The sequence below is a fragment of the Flavobacterium sp. UBA7680 genome, assembly GCF_002482975.1.
GTDB lineage: Bacteria > Bacteroidota > Bacteroidia > Flavobacteriales > Flavobacteriaceae > Flavobacterium.
In genome coordinates this window covers 26,663-43,239 of record NZ_DLHA01000058.1, presented here as the reverse complement: position 1 = coordinate 43,239, position 16,577 = coordinate 26,663, and the positions used below count along the sequence as shown (strand labels likewise).

Annotated in this window: 12 protein-coding genes; 1 reads left to right on the top strand and 11 read right to left on the bottom strand. The window is 32.7% G+C overall.

Translation table 11 applies throughout. From position 1 onward, the window contains the following. Positions 1 to 37: 37 nt before the first annotated feature. Positions 38 to 1,225 (bottom strand): tRNA 2-thiouridine(34) synthase MnmA, encoded by a 1,188-nt coding sequence (gene mnmA, locus B3C18_RS23830; protein WP_414655360.1) that lies wholly within the window; start codon positions 1,223 to 1,225, stop codon positions 38 to 40. A 140-nt stretch (positions 1,226 to 1,365) separates the two neighbouring features. Here mnmA and B3C18_RS23825 point away from each other — a divergent pair, with 140 nt between their 5' ends. After that, positions 1,366 to 3,243, top strand: coding sequence for a PEP/pyruvate-binding domain-containing protein (locus tag B3C18_RS23825; RefSeq protein ID WP_291152739.1), 1,878 nt, complete (start codon positions 1,366 to 1,368; stop codon positions 3,241 to 3,243). Here the strand turns inward: B3C18_RS23825 and B3C18_RS23820 are convergent. From B3C18_RS23820 to B3C18_RS23775, 10 genes are all read right to left on the bottom strand, one after another. Next, complete coding sequence (locus B3C18_RS23820; RefSeq protein ID WP_291152737.1) at positions 3,240 to 3,797, bottom strand: DUF4956 domain-containing protein; 558 nt, start codon at positions 3,795 to 3,797, stop codon at positions 3,240 to 3,242. The two genes, B3C18_RS23825 and B3C18_RS23820, sit on opposite strands and share 4 nt — an antisense overlap. 206 nt (positions 3,798 to 4,003) lie before the next feature. After that, positions 4,004 to 4,720 carry a toxin-antitoxin system YwqK family antitoxin gene (locus tag B3C18_RS23815; protein ID WP_291152734.1) on the bottom strand — a complete coding sequence of 239 codons (717 nt, stop codon included), beginning with the start codon at positions 4,718 to 4,720 and terminating at the stop codon, positions 4,004 to 4,006. A 145-nt stretch (positions 4,721 to 4,865) separates the two neighbouring features. Then, on the bottom strand, positions 4,866 to 6,773 hold the full coding sequence (yidC, locus tag B3C18_RS23810; RefSeq protein WP_291152731.1) for a membrane protein insertase YidC: 1,908 nt from the start codon (positions 6,771 to 6,773) through the stop codon (positions 4,866 to 4,868). Positions 6,774 to 6,855: 82 nt separating this feature from the next. Continuing rightward, positions 6,856 to 8,469 carry a CTP synthase gene (locus tag B3C18_RS23805; protein ID WP_291152728.1) on the bottom strand — a complete coding sequence of 538 codons (1,614 nt, stop codon included), beginning with the start codon at positions 8,467 to 8,469 and terminating at the stop codon, positions 6,856 to 6,858. 216 nt (positions 8,470 to 8,685) lie between these two features. After that, a complete protein-coding gene (locus tag B3C18_RS23800; protein WP_291152726.1) occupies positions 8,686 to 9,102 on the bottom strand; it encodes a hypothetical protein in 417 nt (138 codons plus the stop codon). Positions 9,103 to 9,201: 99 nt separating this feature from the next. Continuing rightward, positions 9,202 to 9,435: a DUF3820 family protein gene (locus B3C18_RS23795; protein WP_053473755.1), complete on the bottom strand. Its 234-nt coding sequence runs from the start codon at positions 9,433 to 9,435 to the stop codon at positions 9,202 to 9,204. A 230-nt stretch (positions 9,436 to 9,665) separates the two neighbouring features. Next, positions 9,666 to 11,624, bottom strand: a complete 1,959-nt coding sequence (gene nagB, locus B3C18_RS23790) for a glucosamine-6-phosphate deaminase (RefSeq protein ID WP_291153381.1) — start codon at positions 11,622 to 11,624, stop codon at positions 9,666 to 9,668. 392 nt (positions 11,625 to 12,016) lie between these two features. Further along, the gene (locus B3C18_RS23785) at positions 12,017 to 12,418 is read right to left on the bottom strand and encodes an OsmC family protein (protein ID WP_291152723.1); all 402 of its coding nucleotides are present in this window, start codon (positions 12,416 to 12,418) and stop codon (positions 12,017 to 12,019) included. Next, positions 12,418 to 14,547 carry a PBP1 and LysM peptidoglycan-binding domain-containing protein gene (locus B3C18_RS23780; RefSeq protein ID WP_291152721.1) on the bottom strand — a complete coding sequence of 710 codons (2,130 nt, stop codon included), beginning with the start codon at positions 14,545 to 14,547 and terminating at the stop codon, positions 12,418 to 12,420. Before B3C18_RS23780 ends, B3C18_RS23785 begins: the two co-directional genes overlap by 1 nt. A gap of 93 nt (positions 14,548 to 14,640) precedes the next feature. Then, positions 14,641 to 16,545, bottom strand: a complete 1,905-nt coding sequence (locus tag B3C18_RS23775; RefSeq protein ID WP_291152718.1) for a muramidase family protein — start codon at positions 16,543 to 16,545, stop codon at positions 14,641 to 14,643. Between the last annotated feature and the right edge of the window lie 32 nt (positions 16,546 to 16,577).

Below are 16,577 nucleotides of genomic sequence, written 5' to 3'. Positions count from 1 at the left end.
TCTTTTAAAAGGAAATCCTTCGTAAAAAAGTATAAAGCTAAGAAATTACTCCCGAACCAACTAATTCATTTTCTAAATACCAGGCAACAAACTGACCTTCTGTTATGGCAGATTGTGGTTCTTCAAAATGAACGTACATTCCGTCTTCAAATTGATGAAGTGTCGCTTTTTGTAATGGCTGACGGTAACGAATTCTCGCCATAACTTCCATTTTTTCACCTGTTTTCAGCTTCATATCTTCGCGAACCCAGTGTACTTCAGATTCTCCAACAAACAAAGCTTTTTTAAACAATCCAGGATGATTGCTTGTTAAACCAGTATAAATAGTATTAGTTTCAACATCTGTAGCAATTACAAATAACGGATCTGTAGTTCCGCCAACATTTAATCCTTTTCTTTGACCAACAGTAAAATAATGCGCGCCCTGATGTTTACCCATAATTTTTCCCATTGTTGGAAGATAATCCAATTTTTGAGCTTCAATTTTTAGATTTTCTTCTAAAGATAATTCCCCTGGTTTTTCAAAGTTGTAGATTGGATCATTTTTATCAATTTGAACAATTGTACCTTCTTTTGGCTGTAATTTTTGCTGTAAAAATTCAGGTAAACGAACTTTCCCGATAAAACAAAGACCTTGAGAATCTTTCTTTTCGGCAGTTACCAATTCCATTTCAGCCGCAATTTCGCGAACTTCAGGTTTTGTCAGCGCACCAATTGGAAACAATGCTTTAGACAATTGATCTTGTGATAACTGACATAAAAAATAAGATTGATCTTTGTTAACGTCATTTCCGGCAATCAATTGATAAACCGTTTTTCCGTCAACCTCAATTTCGCTTTTTTGGCAGTAATGTCCAGTTGCAACATAATCGGCACCAAGACTTAGTGCGATTTTCATAAAAACATCAAATTTGATTTCGCGGTTACAAAGTACGTCAGGATTTGGAGTTCGTCCTTTTTCGTATTCATTGAACATATAGTCAACGATTTTTTCTTTGTATTCCTCGCTTAAATCAACAGTTTGAAACGGTATTCCAAGTTTTTCAGCCACCAATAAAGCATCGTTACTATCTTCTAACCAAGGACATTCGTTAGAAATAGTAACCGAATCATCATGCCAATTTTTCATAAAAAGCCCAATAACTTCGTATCCTTGCTGCTGCAATAAGTAAGCGGCAACACTAGAATCTACTCCACCAGAAAGACCAACAACTACACGTTTCATTTTAAAATCTTTAATTTTACAAGGGTGCAAAGATACGCCATATTTTATATAATCTAACTCCTTTCAATTAGTTTATATAATCCCGTGGTAGATAAAACTTATGGTTTAAATACTTACTTTTAATATTCAATACAATTGTCATGAAAAAATACATTTACGGCCTAGTTTTCTTCTTCATTTTCATGTCTTTAAGTGCACAAAGATATTCTTCATCATTAGCTGATTATGAAGCGTATAAAGCATTTAGAGGAAAACCTTTATCGGATAAATTCTCCAATATCGAATCGGTAAAAGTGGTTTATGATTTAAAAAAACAAAAAATGTATTATTTCAACAGTACATTGATTCCACTGCATTATGATTTTGTAACGAATTATCTGCACTACAATTATGATCTCCAAATTTTCAACAATGAAAATTACAGCAACACTTTAAAAGACAGAGATTTTTTACTGGGAAATCTCAATCATATCAAAGGAACTGATAAATGGATTTTTGAACTCGCCGCTTCAGATCACATGCCAATTGAACAAATCGAACGTTTTTTCAATTTGGTTAAAAAGTCAACTTTTATTGGTCAAAATTTAAAATTTTATTTGAATAATCCAGAGCAAATGGAATGGTTTCGTTTAGAGCAATTTAAAATTCCGTGTGTAAAATCAGATTATATTTTTAATGAAATAAAATATCAGGAAGTTGTTTCCGGAAGTAATATTGGTATTTTAAAACAATACAAAATCAAAGATCTGGATAAAGTAAAACCAAATCCTGACGAAATTATAGTTTTAGACGGAACGCCAGATATTTTACCCAATGTAAGAGGAATTATTGTCAACGAACTGCAAACACCTCTTAGTCATTTGGTTCTTTTAGGAAAAAACAGAAAGATTCCAATTATGGCCTATACATTGGCTTTAAAATATGAAAACATTAAAAGATTACTTTCTAAAAAAGTAGAATTAAAAATTCAGGTTGATACTTTTTTTATAAAAGAGACTGATAAAAAGATTGTTATTAAAACGAATTCTAAAAAGAAGAAGTTGATAATAGACAACACAATTACAGATTTAGTTGATTTATCTAAAATCTCAAAAAAAGGAGTCAATTACATTGGATCAAAAGCACAAAACATGTCGTATTTGATTGCTATTTCAAAAGAAATTCCTTTTAAAACACCAGAAGATGCGCACGCCATTCCGTTTTATTTTTATACGAAACACATTCAGAAAGAATCGATTTATCCTTTAATACAAGAACTTTTGAATTCTACTAAAAAAGATTCGACGGTTTGGGTAAATCAGCAATTGAAAAAAATTCGTGATGCTATTAAAAAAGAACCTGTAGATCCTGAATTAATTTCAAAATTGAATGTGACATTTAAAGATGCAAAATTCAAAAATTTCAGATTTCGTTCCTCAACAAATGCAGAAGATTTGGACGATTTTAACGGCGCCGGATTATACGATTCTAAAACCGGAATTCTTGGAGACAGCATCAAAACATTCGAAAAAGCGATTAAACAAGTTTGGGCAAGTGTGTGGAATGAAGCTTCGTATAACGAAAGAGAACTTTTTGGAATCGATCAGCAGAATATTGCAATGGGTGTTTTAGTTCATCGTTCTTTTCCTGATGAATTAGCAAATGGTGTTGTAATTACGAAAAACATTTTCAGAGGAGATTTTCCCGGAATTACAGTAAATGTTCAAAAAGGAGAAAACTCGGTTGTAAAACCAGAAAAAGGAGAAATCTGCGAGCAGTTTGTAGCGTATCATTTAAACTCCGGAACTGACGATGATGATTTTGATGTCGATTATACTTCAAACTCAAATCTCAATAATAATGAGCCTTTATTAAGCCGAAAAGAAATGAGCCGACTTTTTCTTGTAAGCAGTAAAATTGAAGAGAGAATGTACCGTTATTGGAGAAAAAACCTCTTTCATCCTGTAGATATAGAATTTAAGATCGTTGGCGAAAATAGAGATTTATATATCAAACAGGTTCGTCCATTTAATAATTAGTAGAATACTAAAAGATCAATTTCGTTGGTTACTGTATTCACTAAAACAATCTTAAAATCAAAATCCTGAATATTGATTTTCTCATGAACTACTTTGCGGATAGTTCCATTTTCTAAAGAAAAATCACCTGCAAATGCAATTTTGACATCAACTGTATTCAGATATTTTGAAGCTTTTCTATTTACGATAATCGAAGCAACAACATAGAAACCAATAATGATAATTTGAAAAAATAAGAGTATTTCAATTTTCTCAAAAGGATACATAATATCTAAAATCGAAAGCGTAATCGTAGCAAAAAGAAAAATGATCGCGTTTACAGTAAACGATTGTGTTCTAAATCTTAAAATGGAAAAAATGGCAAATAAACCAAAACCAATCCCAACTCCTATTTCAATTTTTGTGAATAAATAACAAAGTGAAAAGGTACACAAACCAACAATAACCATCAACGGATTTATAGTTTCGTTATCTTTTCTGTTAGAGAAAAAGTACAAAACCAAAATTGAAAAAAACAATAAAAAAAATCTTCCTGCAAGTTCGTTTAAATCCATTGAATCAAAATATTAGCTCAATCAAATTTAAACAATTGGACAAAAAATCAGCAACGAATTCACGAATTTATTTTGAATAAAAAAGGTTTGCCACGAATTACACGAATTTCCACGAATTAATTATTCTTCATCTTGTTAAATAAAAATTCGTGAAAATTCGTGTAATTCGTGGCAAAAAAAAATGCCCGCACAAGCGGGCACTAATATTATTCGTTTTTAGGTTTTGAATTGGCTTTGTAAGCACTTTTTGGATCGCTCATATTAACTTCTTTAGTCAATTTACCTCTTGTGTAAAACTGCCACATTCCGGCTTTTTTCCCTTTTACAAATTTTCCTTTTGAAGCAACAACTCCATCTGAATCATAAAAAACAGCATCACCTTCATACTCATTATTTTTGAATACAGACTGTTCCTGAATAGTTCCGTTTTGTCCTAGCTTTTTATAATTTCCTTCCTTTAAACCGTTCACATAAGTCATTTCCTCAGCAACTTGGTTATTCGGATAATAAACCGTTCTCAAACCTTGTAATTTACCTTTTTTATAAGTTTCAGAAGTCATCAAAATTTTAGAAGCTTTGTGATAATATTTCCACTCGCCTTCTCTTTCCTTTCCAACTTCCTTTCCTTCACTTACTATATTTTTATTCTGATCATAAAAAATAGTATATGAGCTTCCATCATTAGCCGTAAAATCGCGTGTTGCAATTACGTCGCCTTTTTTTGTATCGTCAAAAAACTTAAAAATTCCGGTTTCTTTTCCGTGGTTGAAAGTTCCTTCATATCTCGGACGTTTTGATTCGTAAACACCTTTCCAAACACCTTCTTTCTTTCCGTTAGCATCTAATTTATTAAACTCAGTTTGGGCATTTACAAAGAAAACATTTAGCAATAGCAGCCCAATTATTATTTTTTTAGAAATCATCTTATATTCAATTTTTAACTTAAACGAAAATTAGTTTCATAAAGTATATTTACTCATTCTCAAAGTTAAAATTTTCATTTGTTATTTGAAAAGTAAACACACTCTTTAAAATAAAAAATCCCGATTAGATCGGGATTTTTAAAATTTATTTCTTTTTATTCTGAGTCTTTTTTGCCGCCTCTTGCTGTTCCATTACATCTTGAAGACGCTGTTGAAACTTACTTGGCTTTTTAGGCTCTTTTAATTTATTTTCTTGAATTTGAGCGTGAATTTTCTCGCTGTCTACGATGTAATTTTTAATTACAAACATAATTCCGATAGTAATTAAGTTCGAGATAAAGTTGTACAAACTTAAACCTGCACCATAACTATTGAAGAAAATTAACATCATTAATGGCGAAACATAAATCATGATTTTCATCATTTTTGCCATATCCGGCATACCTTCTTGCTGAGGCGCAGCCATTTGCTGATCTCCAGAAGTCATTTTCATGTAGAAGAAAATTGCAATTGCTGCCAAAATTGGGAACAAACTGATATGATCTCCGTACAATGGAATATGAAAAGGTAATTTTACAACCGAGTCAAAAGATGATAAATCGTCTGCCCAAAGGAAGCTTTTTTGTCTTAGCTCAAAAGCTGATGGGAAGAATTGAAACGATGCATACATAAACGGAAGCTGAATCAATGCCGGAATACATCCTGCCATTGGGTTTACTCCTGCTTTATTATACAGTTTCATTGTTTCCTGTTGTTTCTTCATTGGGTCTTTTTTGTATTTTTCTCCCAACTCAGTAATATCCGGACGTAAAACTTTCATTTTAGCCTGTGATAAAAACGACTTATATGTAATTGGCGACATAGCCAATTTAATGATAATTGTAAAGATGATAATCGCAATTCCGTAAGCAATATAAGAGCTTAAGAATCCAAATAATGGAACGAAAATCCATTTATTGATCCAACCAAAAATTCCCCAACCTAATGGAATAATTTTTTGGAATTCTTTATCATAAGATTTCAATACTTTATAATCAGCTGGACCAAAGTATAAGTTCATCTTATAATCAATTTCTCCGTTAGAGAAAGCCAATGGAACTGTTGCTTTAAACTGTTTTGTAAAAAGAGTATCCACTTTTTCATCCTTAACTAAATTCTCAGAAACTAAATCAGCTTTCTCAAAAGCAGTATTTGTTTGAAGAATTGTAGCAAAAAAGTGCTGTTTAAATGCAATATAATCTACTTTTTCAGGTGTTTCTTCTTTGTGATCTCCCTGACCTACATAGCTTTCTTTGCCATCTGCATAGTTATAGTAGATTTCAGCATAACGATTTTCGTAAGAAACACTTTTTTCGTTTCTGTATGTTTTTAAATCCCAAGCTAAGTTTAATGGCTTAGAAGAATTTAAAACTCTGTTCAATCCTTGAGAACGAACATCAAAACCAATTAAATAATCGTTTGGTTTTAATACATATTTATATTCTAAAAATTCATTAGCTCCAGCTTTTAAACGCATTGTTAAAATTTGGTCTGCACCATTTTTTGTCAATGTTGGTTCAAAAAACAAATCTTTAGAGTTTAAAGTTCTGTTATCTGTAGTTTGTAATTGAATATTTAAGTTCGAATTGTTATTCTTAATTAATTCAACTAATTGTCCTGAACCTTTTTTAAATTTTTCGAATTCTTTAAGTGTAGCTTCAACTATATAACCACCTTTGTTAGCGATTTTAAGTTTAATCTTCTCGTTTTCGATAGTTGTAAAAGAGTCTTTTGCAGAAGGAAGCGTAGCAGAATATGCAAATCCTCCTAAAGTTTTTTGCAATTGTGCCAACTGAACTGTATCGCCTGGTGTAGCCGCAACAACTGGTGCTGCAATAGTTTTAGCTTTATCAGCTTTTGCCTGAGCTTCTTGTTTAGCTACTAATTCTTTCTTGGCTTTTTCAGCAGCAATTTCTTTATCAGAAGGCTGATTTTGGTACATAATCCAAATCAGGATTCCGAATATCAATACAAAACCAATGATTGAATTAAGGTCAAATTTTTTTTCTTCCATTATTTATTTAAAAAAGTTATCCGTCAGAAGTTATTAGTTATGATTATAGCTTAAAAGTTACAACCTCTTAGAATATTAATTATTATTTTTTATGCGCATTTACCGCAGCAGCTACAAAATTCACAAAAATTGGATGTGGATTTGCTACCGTACTTTTATATTCCGGGTGATATTGTACACCAATAAAAAACGGGTGGTTTTCAAGTTCTACAATTTCTACCAATCCAGTATCAGGATTAACTCCAGAAGCTTTTAAACCCGCTTTTTGCAATTCCTCTGCGTATTTATTATTGTACTCATAACGGTGGCGGTGACGCTCTGAAATGGTTGTTTCACCATAAATTCTGTGTGCCAGCGTATTTGGTTTAATATCACATTTCCAAGCTCCCAAACGCATTGTTCCGCCTTTATCTGTAACATTTTTTTGTTCTTCCATTAAACTCACAACCGGATGAGGCGTTTTATCATTCATCTCAGTAGAATTGGCTTCAGTGTAACCTAAAATATTTCTAGAATATTCAATAACAGACATCTGCATTCCTAAACAAATTCCGAAAAACGGAATGTTATTTTCACGTGCATAACGAACTGCTTCAATTTTTCCTTCAATACCTCTTTCACCAAATCCCGGAGCTACTAAAACTCCGTCAAGAACACTTAATTTCTCAGCAACATTATCAATATTAATGTGCTCTGAGTGAATAGAAATTACATTTACTTTAGTTTCATTTGCTGCACCTGCATGAATAAATGCTTCTAAAATAGATTTGTAACAATCCTGCATTTCTACATATTTTCCAATCAAACCAATATTTACGGTTTGTTTTGGATTTTTTAATCTGCGTAAAAAAGTATTCCATGTTTTTAAATCCGGAGATGCTTTTTTAGGTAAATCTAATTTTTTCAAAGCCACAACATCTAATCCTTCTTCAAGCATTAAATTTGGAACTTCGTATATCGTTGAAGCGTCAATTGACTGAATAACTGCTTCTTTTTTAACGTTACAAAACAAAGCCAGTTTTTGACGTAATTCCTGAGACAATTCATGCTCAGTTCTACATACCAAAATATCTGCTTTGATTCCGCTTTCCATCAAAGTTTTTACAGAATGCTGTGTTGGTTTTGTTTTCAACTCACCCGCAGCAGCCAAATAAGGAACTAAAGTTAAATGAATAACGATTCCGTTATTTTCTCCTAATTCCCAAACCAACTGACGAACAGACTCAATATAAGGTAATGATTCAATATCACCAACTGTTCCACCAATTTCAGTAATTACAATATCATAATCGCCAGATTTACCCAGCAATTGCATTCTGTCTTTAATTTCGTTTGTAATATGAGGAACAACCTGAACTGTTTTTCCTAAAAATTCCCCTCTTCTTTCTTTTTCAATAACCGAAAGATAAACTCTTCCTGTTGTAACGTTATTTGCCTGAGAAGTAGGAACGTTTAAGAAACGCTCATAATGACCTAAATCTAAATCTGTTTCGGCACCATCATCTGTTACATAACATTCTCCGTGCTCATACGGGTTCAATGTTCCCGGATCCACATTAATATACGGATCAAATTTTTGAATAGTTGTACGGTATCCTCTTCCTTGTAACAATTTTGCTAAAGATGCTGCAATGATCCCTTTTCCTAATGAAGAAGTCACACCGCCTGTAACAAAAATATATTTTGTTTGATTCATTCTGTTGTTGTTTGTAAGTAGTTGTGTAAAAAACTTGGCAAAAGTACAAATTTAATTAGATAATTTATCAATTAGAGAATGAGATAATTTGCAAATTTTTAAACAGATTGATTACTTGGTTTTGTAATCGATAATTTTAAGCTTTTATTAGCAGTATTTTTAAGAAATATCTTTAAAATGGCTTTGATACTGTTGCTCAATAATGTCAAAAATCAATTATTTTAAGTCTTTAATCTGGGTAGTGTCTTTAATTATTTTTTCAGATTTGATTACTGAATCACGATGGCGTTTTATATCTGCTCTAATAGCTTCTACTTGACTTTTAGACACTTTATCTTTCACATAGTCAGATTTAACAGCAAAAAAGACAGAAAAATATATTATTAAAGGAATAAAAATCAATCCTATTCCTAACCCTAATCCTATTTTTGCAAGTTTAGCTGAAACGTTTGCTTTTTTTGCTCGTGAAAAACCAATTACTCCAAAAATTATTGCGATAATAGCCAATACTATATAAGCTATTTTAAAAGCTAAATGTGGTACAAAAACAAAAATAAGTGCCAATACAGCCAGTATTATAGCATATCTGCCGTGGCTTTCTCCCGGTTTTGATTGTTGGGAATTGTTTTCCATTACTAGGTCTTTAATATTTACTGTAAAAATATAAAAACACTAAAAAGAAGTTAATATACTGAAACAAAGTTACTAACAATTAAAATAGCTATTTTTTAATTACTGCCCTTTTGGGTATTGCTTTTTGATATTCCGAATCAATTCTTCCAAACCATTTAATTTCAGCTCATAAATAAGCTGTAATTGCTGTCCTAATTCTCCTTTTGGAAAACCTTTATTATGATACCAAACGACATAATATTCAGGTAAATCGATTAAAAAACGTCCTTCGTATTTCCCGAAAGGCATTTTGGTATGTGCTAATTTTATGAGAAGTTTTTTGTCTTGTTCCATTTTTTTTTAAGAAAAAAGAAGCAAGAGGAAAGAATATAGACTTGTTCTTTCTTCTTGCTTCTAATTGCCTACAAAGCTATTCTTTTTTTTGCTTTTGCCACAGATTAAAAGGATTAAAATGATTTTTTTTCGCCACGAATTACACAAATTATCACGAATTTAATTTGTGGAAATTTGTGTAATTCGTGGCAAAAAACCTTAGAATCTTAGCATCTCAGAACCTTAGCAACTTAAAAGTGCCATCTCACGAAAGCTTCCATCGCTGCGTAAGTTGATAAACCTAATTGTTGGTATAAAGCAGCTGTTTCAGCATTTCTGTCTTCGGCTCTCTGCCAGAACTCTCTGGCGTCACTTCCTTGGAAAACAACTCCGTCTTTTTGAGATTGGTGTTTGAAGATTCCGTGACGTTTTGCTAAAACCTGATCTGGGCTCATTGGCACCGCCATTTCAACTTCGTCAATTCCCCATTCCTGCCAAGCTCCTCTGTACAACCATAACCAGCAGTCATTCATGAATAGTTTTGGTTTTAAAGCTTTTACAGCTTCAAAAATAGCATCCAGACAAACTTTGTGCGTTCCGTGCGGATCTGCTAAATCTCCTGCAGCGTAGATTTGATGTGGTTTGATTTTTTCAATCAAATCCATTGTTAATTGAATATCTTCTGCTCCGATTGGTTTTTTCTCGATTGTTCCAGTTTCATAAAATGGAAGTTCCATAAAATGAATCTGATCATCTGTTAACCCAACAAAATGACTTGTTGCTCTCGCCTCTCCTTTTCTGATTAAGCCTTTGATATATCTTACTTCCGGAATATCAATTTCACTGTTCTTTTTATTTTCTAAAAACGTCTGTGCCTTTTTATAAATGTTATCTGCTTCCTCGCTTTTAATGTTGAATTTTTCATTGTAATCAATTACGAATCTTGCAAAACGTAACGCTTCATCATCCGCAACAGCAATATTTCCCGACGTTTGGTATGCCACATGAACTTCATGTCCCTGCTCCTGCAGACGCATAAAAGTTCCTCCCATACTGATAATATCATCATCAGGATGCGGACTGAAAATTAAAACACGTTTTTTTGCTGGTTCTGCTCTTTCAGGACGATTCGTATCTTCCGCATTTGGTTTTCCTCCCGGCCAGCCCGTAATGGTATTTTGAAGTTTATTGAATATTTTAATGTTGATGTCGTATGCCGGACCAGAATCTGCCAATAAATCGCTCATTCCGTTTTCGATATAATCAGCATCGGTAAGCATTAAAATTGGCTTTTTAAGATCTAATGCTAAACCTAAAACTGCTTTTCTGGTTAATTTATCTGTCCAGACAATTTTTTCTACCAGCCAAGGTTTGTTTATTCTCGTCAATTTTGAAGATGCTTCTTTATCTAAAATAAAAACAGCATCATCATGTTCTTGCAGGAATGAAGCGGGAACTCTGTTTGTAACTTCATCTTCAACAGATCTTTTTACAATATTTGCTTTTCCTTCTCCCCAAGCCAGTAAAATAACTCTTTTGGCTTCCATGATTTTTTTTACTCCAAGTGTAATTGCTGTTCTTGGTGTATTGTTTAATCCGAAGAAATCTTTACTTGCAGCAACTCTTGTAATATGATCTAATGCAACCAATCTTGTTTTTGAGTTTTGAAGCGAACCCGATTCGTTAAAACCAATATGTCCGTTTCCACCAATTCCCAAAATCTGAAGGTCGATTCCGCCTAAAGCTTCAATTTTTGCTTCATATTCGTGGCAGTAATCTGCGATTTGTTCTTTTGTTAAAAGTCCGTCTGGAACGTGCGCGTTTTCAGGTAAAATATCAACGTGGTCAAACAAAAGTTCTTTCATGAAACGAACGTAGCTGTTGATTGAGTTGGGTTCCATTGGATAATATTCGTCCAGATTGAAACTAATTACGTTTTTAAAACTCAATCCTTCTTCTTTGTGAAGTCTTACCAGTTCTGCATACAATCCTTTTGGAGAAGAACCTGTTGCCAAACCTAAAATACAAGGTTTGTTTTCTTTTTGTTTCGATTGGATCAAAGCTGCAATTTCCTGTGCAACGGCTTTTGAAGCTTCACCTGAATTTTCAAAAACAACGGTGTTGATGTTTTCGAAGCGCTTTTCAAAACCGGTTGCTTTGTCTATTTTACTTTTTAACATGATATAGTTTTTTTTATTCTTCGGATTTATGTGTCGGCTTTAAGCCTGAAAATTTTATTTTTACATCGCAAAAACGCAAGTCAAAACATTGCTAAAACAATAGCAATCAATACCATATAAAGATAAAACCTTTATAAATGGAATACAACAAAATTTAAATTATTGATTTAGGGCAGAATTTGGAATATCATTTTTATCTCACTTAGAGATTCCAAATAATATTGAAAAAGTGATTCTCGTTTTCACTTTCGAATTGCATTATTTTTGCATAAATATGCGTATTTTTTGCAAGACAAAGATACTTCATATTATACTTAAGAACCAAAATTTGATATGAATATTTTGTTAATTTTTTCAATTATGAGAATTGTATAAAAAAAGCCGTCAATATTGACGGCTTTTAGAATATATCGTAAAAAAAATTATTTCCAATTAAAGGTTACATTTTTTTCAATTTCGGAACTTAGGCTTAAAAACACCGGACAAGTCATTGCGGCACGTTCTAAGATGATTTTACTCTTTTCATCGGCGTTGCTTTTCAGTTCAAAAACAACTTCGATTGCTCCAATTCTTCTTGGTTCAGCATTCATAATTTTAGTTACTTCGGCAGTTGAATTAACTAAATCTACGTTTAAATCACGGGCTTTAATTCCCATAATGGTAAACATACAGCTTGCCAAAGCATTGGCAACAGTATCTGTTGGAGAAAAAGCTTCACCTTTACCGTTATTATCAAGCGGTGCATCAGAAATGATTTCACTTCCAGATTGTATATGTATTGAACTTGTTCTTAAATCGCCTAAGTAGGTTACTTTTGATGTCATTAATTTGCTTCTTTTAAAGTTAAGTCTGAATCGTAATATAATATGTAAACACCTTTATTTGCGTGTCCGCCATCTTCTTTTTTATAAAATTGAAATTTATTATCCACTTGCTGTGTCGTCATTAAATCTGCCGTTTCCTGATAGGTTTTTCCCTGAACCAAACGCATCATGGTATCAAAAGTTACATCAAAACCTCTGGTTGCATACGTATTAGGATACGCTTTATTTTTCAATTTATATTCTTTCTTAAAGATTGAAACCGATTGATCGTCGCTGTCACGAGTTACAGACGGATACATTAATTTCAATTTCACCAAGTTATCAAAACTAATTTCGTCGGTATCAAGCGTGCTGTTTGGTTCTAAAATTACCAGTTGCACTTGACACGTTTTTTGGGCATCAGTCAACGCTTTAATTACTGTTTTAATCATTGCTGTATTTCCCGTTTCCATTACAACATAATTCATTCGGGTTGGCAGTAATAAGCTCTTTAAATTAGCAACATCTAAGCCGCCTGTTTCTGTTAAAGCCGCAAAAACAACTCCTTTTTGATTTTGTTTAATATAACTGATAACCGATTCTTTTTTCTTATCTACAACAGCTACAATGTTTCCGTTTTTAGCTCTCATATAATCGAAAATTGCATTTCGAACCATATCGTTTGAAGGTATCGTCTGATACAAATTATCAATAGGATTTGCCACATCTTTTGATAATGGCGAAATAACAGGCACATTATATAAACGTAATGAATTTGCAGTAGACTCTGCATTGTTTTGGTAAAATGGCCCAACAACTGCATCTGCTTCCTGCAATTTATTTTGTGCAATTAAACTCGAAATATTCGATGTTGTTTTTGTTTCCTGTGAATCATAAATAGCAACATCAATTGGCAGTTTCAATGTTCTTGCCGAATCTATCGCCATCATTGCTCCCGAATAGAAATCCAGTGTCATGTTTAAAAATTTATCTGTTTTTAAACGTGCTGCTGTTCCGGTTGTATCGCTTTGTAATTTAGCCAGGTTAAAAGGAAGTAATAAAACTACTTTCTTGCGTTCGTTTTGACCTCTTTTTTTACTCAGTTCGACAATTTCAGGATCTGCAGAAACCGTTTCAGATTTTACTTTATCTACAATTTTAATTCCGCCTCCGGTGCTTTCAACTGGTTTTTCAGTTGGTTTTTCGATCGCTTTTTCAACCGGTTTTTCTACAGAAGTTTGTACCGGTTTTTCAGTTGGCTGTGCTTGTGCAATAATTGGAGCCGGAGCTACATATCCTGCCGGAACTTTTAAAACCATTCCTTCTTTTACACCTTCTGAAAGTGATGGATTTAAAGCTGTTAATTCTTCTTGAGTTAAGTGAAAAACTCTTCCTAAACTATAAAATGTTTCTTTTGGTTTTACCTGATATTCCATGTAAGAAACTGCTTTTTTAGATTCTGCAGGTTTTTTAGTTTCTTCAGGTTTTGCAGCTGTAGTAACAGGCGCTGCAGTTTCCGTTTTTGGTGCAGTTCCTTTAATTGTCAATCGATATCCAACTGGTAAACTTGTTACAATTTCAGGATTTTTCTTTTCTAATTCTTCAATTGAAATTCCGTATTGTTTGGCAATTCCAAATTTAGTTTCTTTTGGAGCTACATCATGATAAACATATTTTTCAGCTCCTTTTTGTTTTTTGTCCGAAGTTGCTGCAGCTTTTGGCGCAGCACCTTTTCCAGGAATTGTCAATGTTTGTCCAGGTTGTAAACCATCAGTAATTAAAAAAGGATTTGCTGCTTTTAGAGCTTCATCACTAATACCGTATTTTTTTTCAAGACCAAATAATGTTTCTTTTGGCTGTACTTCGTGCGTAGTTGCTTTTCCATTACTGGTAGATTTTACCGCAGCTGTTTCTTTTTTGTCTGTATTTTTATTTGATGCTGCCGGAATCAGCAAAACCGTATTTGGTTTTACACCATTGCGTGCATCCGGATTTAGTTCGTAAATATCAAAAGGTGTAACCTTAAATTTTTGAGCAATTTGGTTAACCGTTTCTCCACTTGAAACTGTATATTTTATCGCTTTTCCTTGCGAAAAAGCAGAACAGGTTACAAAAAAAACAAGTAAAAATAATGTTGAATAATATTTCATAATAAAGGCTAAAACAATTTAATTTTTAATTCAAAAACAAGATACTAATTTCTCGTATACAAGATTCACGCCAGTTGTCAATTCTTCTTAAAATTATCGAAGATCGATTTCTAGCTTCGCAATAATAACGTTCTTATATAACTCATTTTCCTCTTTTTTCTTGCATTGATACAGAAGTTCTTCCATGTTTTGGAACTTATCTGAATAAACATAATAAGAAAGGCTGTTTATATTAAAGAAAAAACTAGCGTTAAAATCGCCCGAATCAATAAGTTGCATAATTAGCTTATCTCGCTGCGGCGCGTCTGTAAATATACCCAAAACTAAGTAATAGCCGTTTGAAACTTCTTTAAGATTATCATAAACTTCAATCTTTATATTTTTTTCATTTTTAAACGGATTTTCTTTTAGTTCGCGTTTCATTTCTTCCAGCGAAACTGCTTTTGAAGTTTCTGCAGAACCTGATTTTTTAATCGCTTCATCCTGATATTTTTTCAGTTTTACCAAAGCCAGTTTATCATCAAATTTCCTGGCTTCCATACTATAATAAGAAGCTTTGCTGATGTGACGTTTTACCTCAATTTGTTTTTGAGTATCGAGCGAATCAATTTTAGAAATTAGCAATTGATTTTTAGCATCACCTTGTTCCTGTTCAATTTTATAGCGTTTGATCTCTTCTAAAGAAAGTCTTTGCTGAATCGAAGTAACATTTTTATTTTTTTCGCTTTCGCGGATTTTCTTCTTGTATTCCTGATTTTCTTCAACAGCGATTTTCTCTACTTTATTCATTAAACCTGCATAGGCTTTTCGGTTTTCTGCCAGTTCCTTTTTTAATTGAGATGATAATTCATTTGTTTTTCCGATGCTTTCATACGATTGTTTTTCCAGACGTTTTGATTCATCCACATTTAAAACATCCATTCGTTTTAATTCGACCAAATCATTGTTCATCGTGTTTACCAACGAATCTAATTTTGCCATTAAAATATCCTGAACATTTTTATTAGCTTCTAAAACCAAACGCAGTTTTTCAACCGAATTTTCTTTGGAACCGTTCATATCATTTAAATTAACTTTTAGATCGTTAATTTTTATAATTTTCTGATTCATTTCTTTTTGAATAACCAGTCTGTCTTTTAAATCATCAATTTCAACCGTTTTGGCTTTTGTTTTTTCGACTACAACTTGTTTTTCGGCAAGAGCCAGCATCAATTCTTCGCTTTCGTTTACCGGTTTTATTTCCTTTGTATTGATGGCTAATTTGTTTCCAACAATTAATCCGTTTATAATTTCGGGATTTTGAGATTCCAGCTGATCGATTGTGATTCCGTATTTTTTAGAAATCGAAAATTTAGTTTCTTTTGGTTCAACCACATGAAAAACAGTTTCCTGATTGATCACACGAACTTTTCCGTCTAAAGTTTTTCGTTTGTTCGGAATTGAGATTGTCTGACCAATCTGCAACCCGTTTTGTAATAACTCTTTATTAAGATTTTCTAAATCCTGTACCGAAACATTATATTGTCTGGCAATGCTGAACAAGGATTCTTTTGCCACAACAAGATGTGTTGTTTTTGCAGCAACTGTAATTTCTGTTTTTGGAAGATTTGAAGCACTTTGCGGAATAATTAATTCCTGTCCAACCTGAAGTCCGCTTGCAAGAATTGGATTTGCATTTTGAATAGCTTCTACAGAAACATTATATTTTTTAGATAAACCGTACAGCGTTTCTTTTTCGCCAACAACATGAGTAATTTGCTGTTCCTGATTTATTTTTTGTGGAGAATGAACGGGAATCTTAATAATTTGATTGTCTTTGATTCCGTTTTGTGATTCGGGGTTGAGTTTGTAAATCTCGTCTACAGAAACCTTATACTTTTGGGCAATGAAATAAGCAGTTTCCCCTTTTTGAATCTTGTGCTCAATAATTGAATCTTGCGCAGCTATTTTGTTAAAAGACAAAATAAACACAAGAGAAATCGTTAAAAGTTCTCTCATAAATAGTAGGTTATAAAAAATTAAGGCCTTAC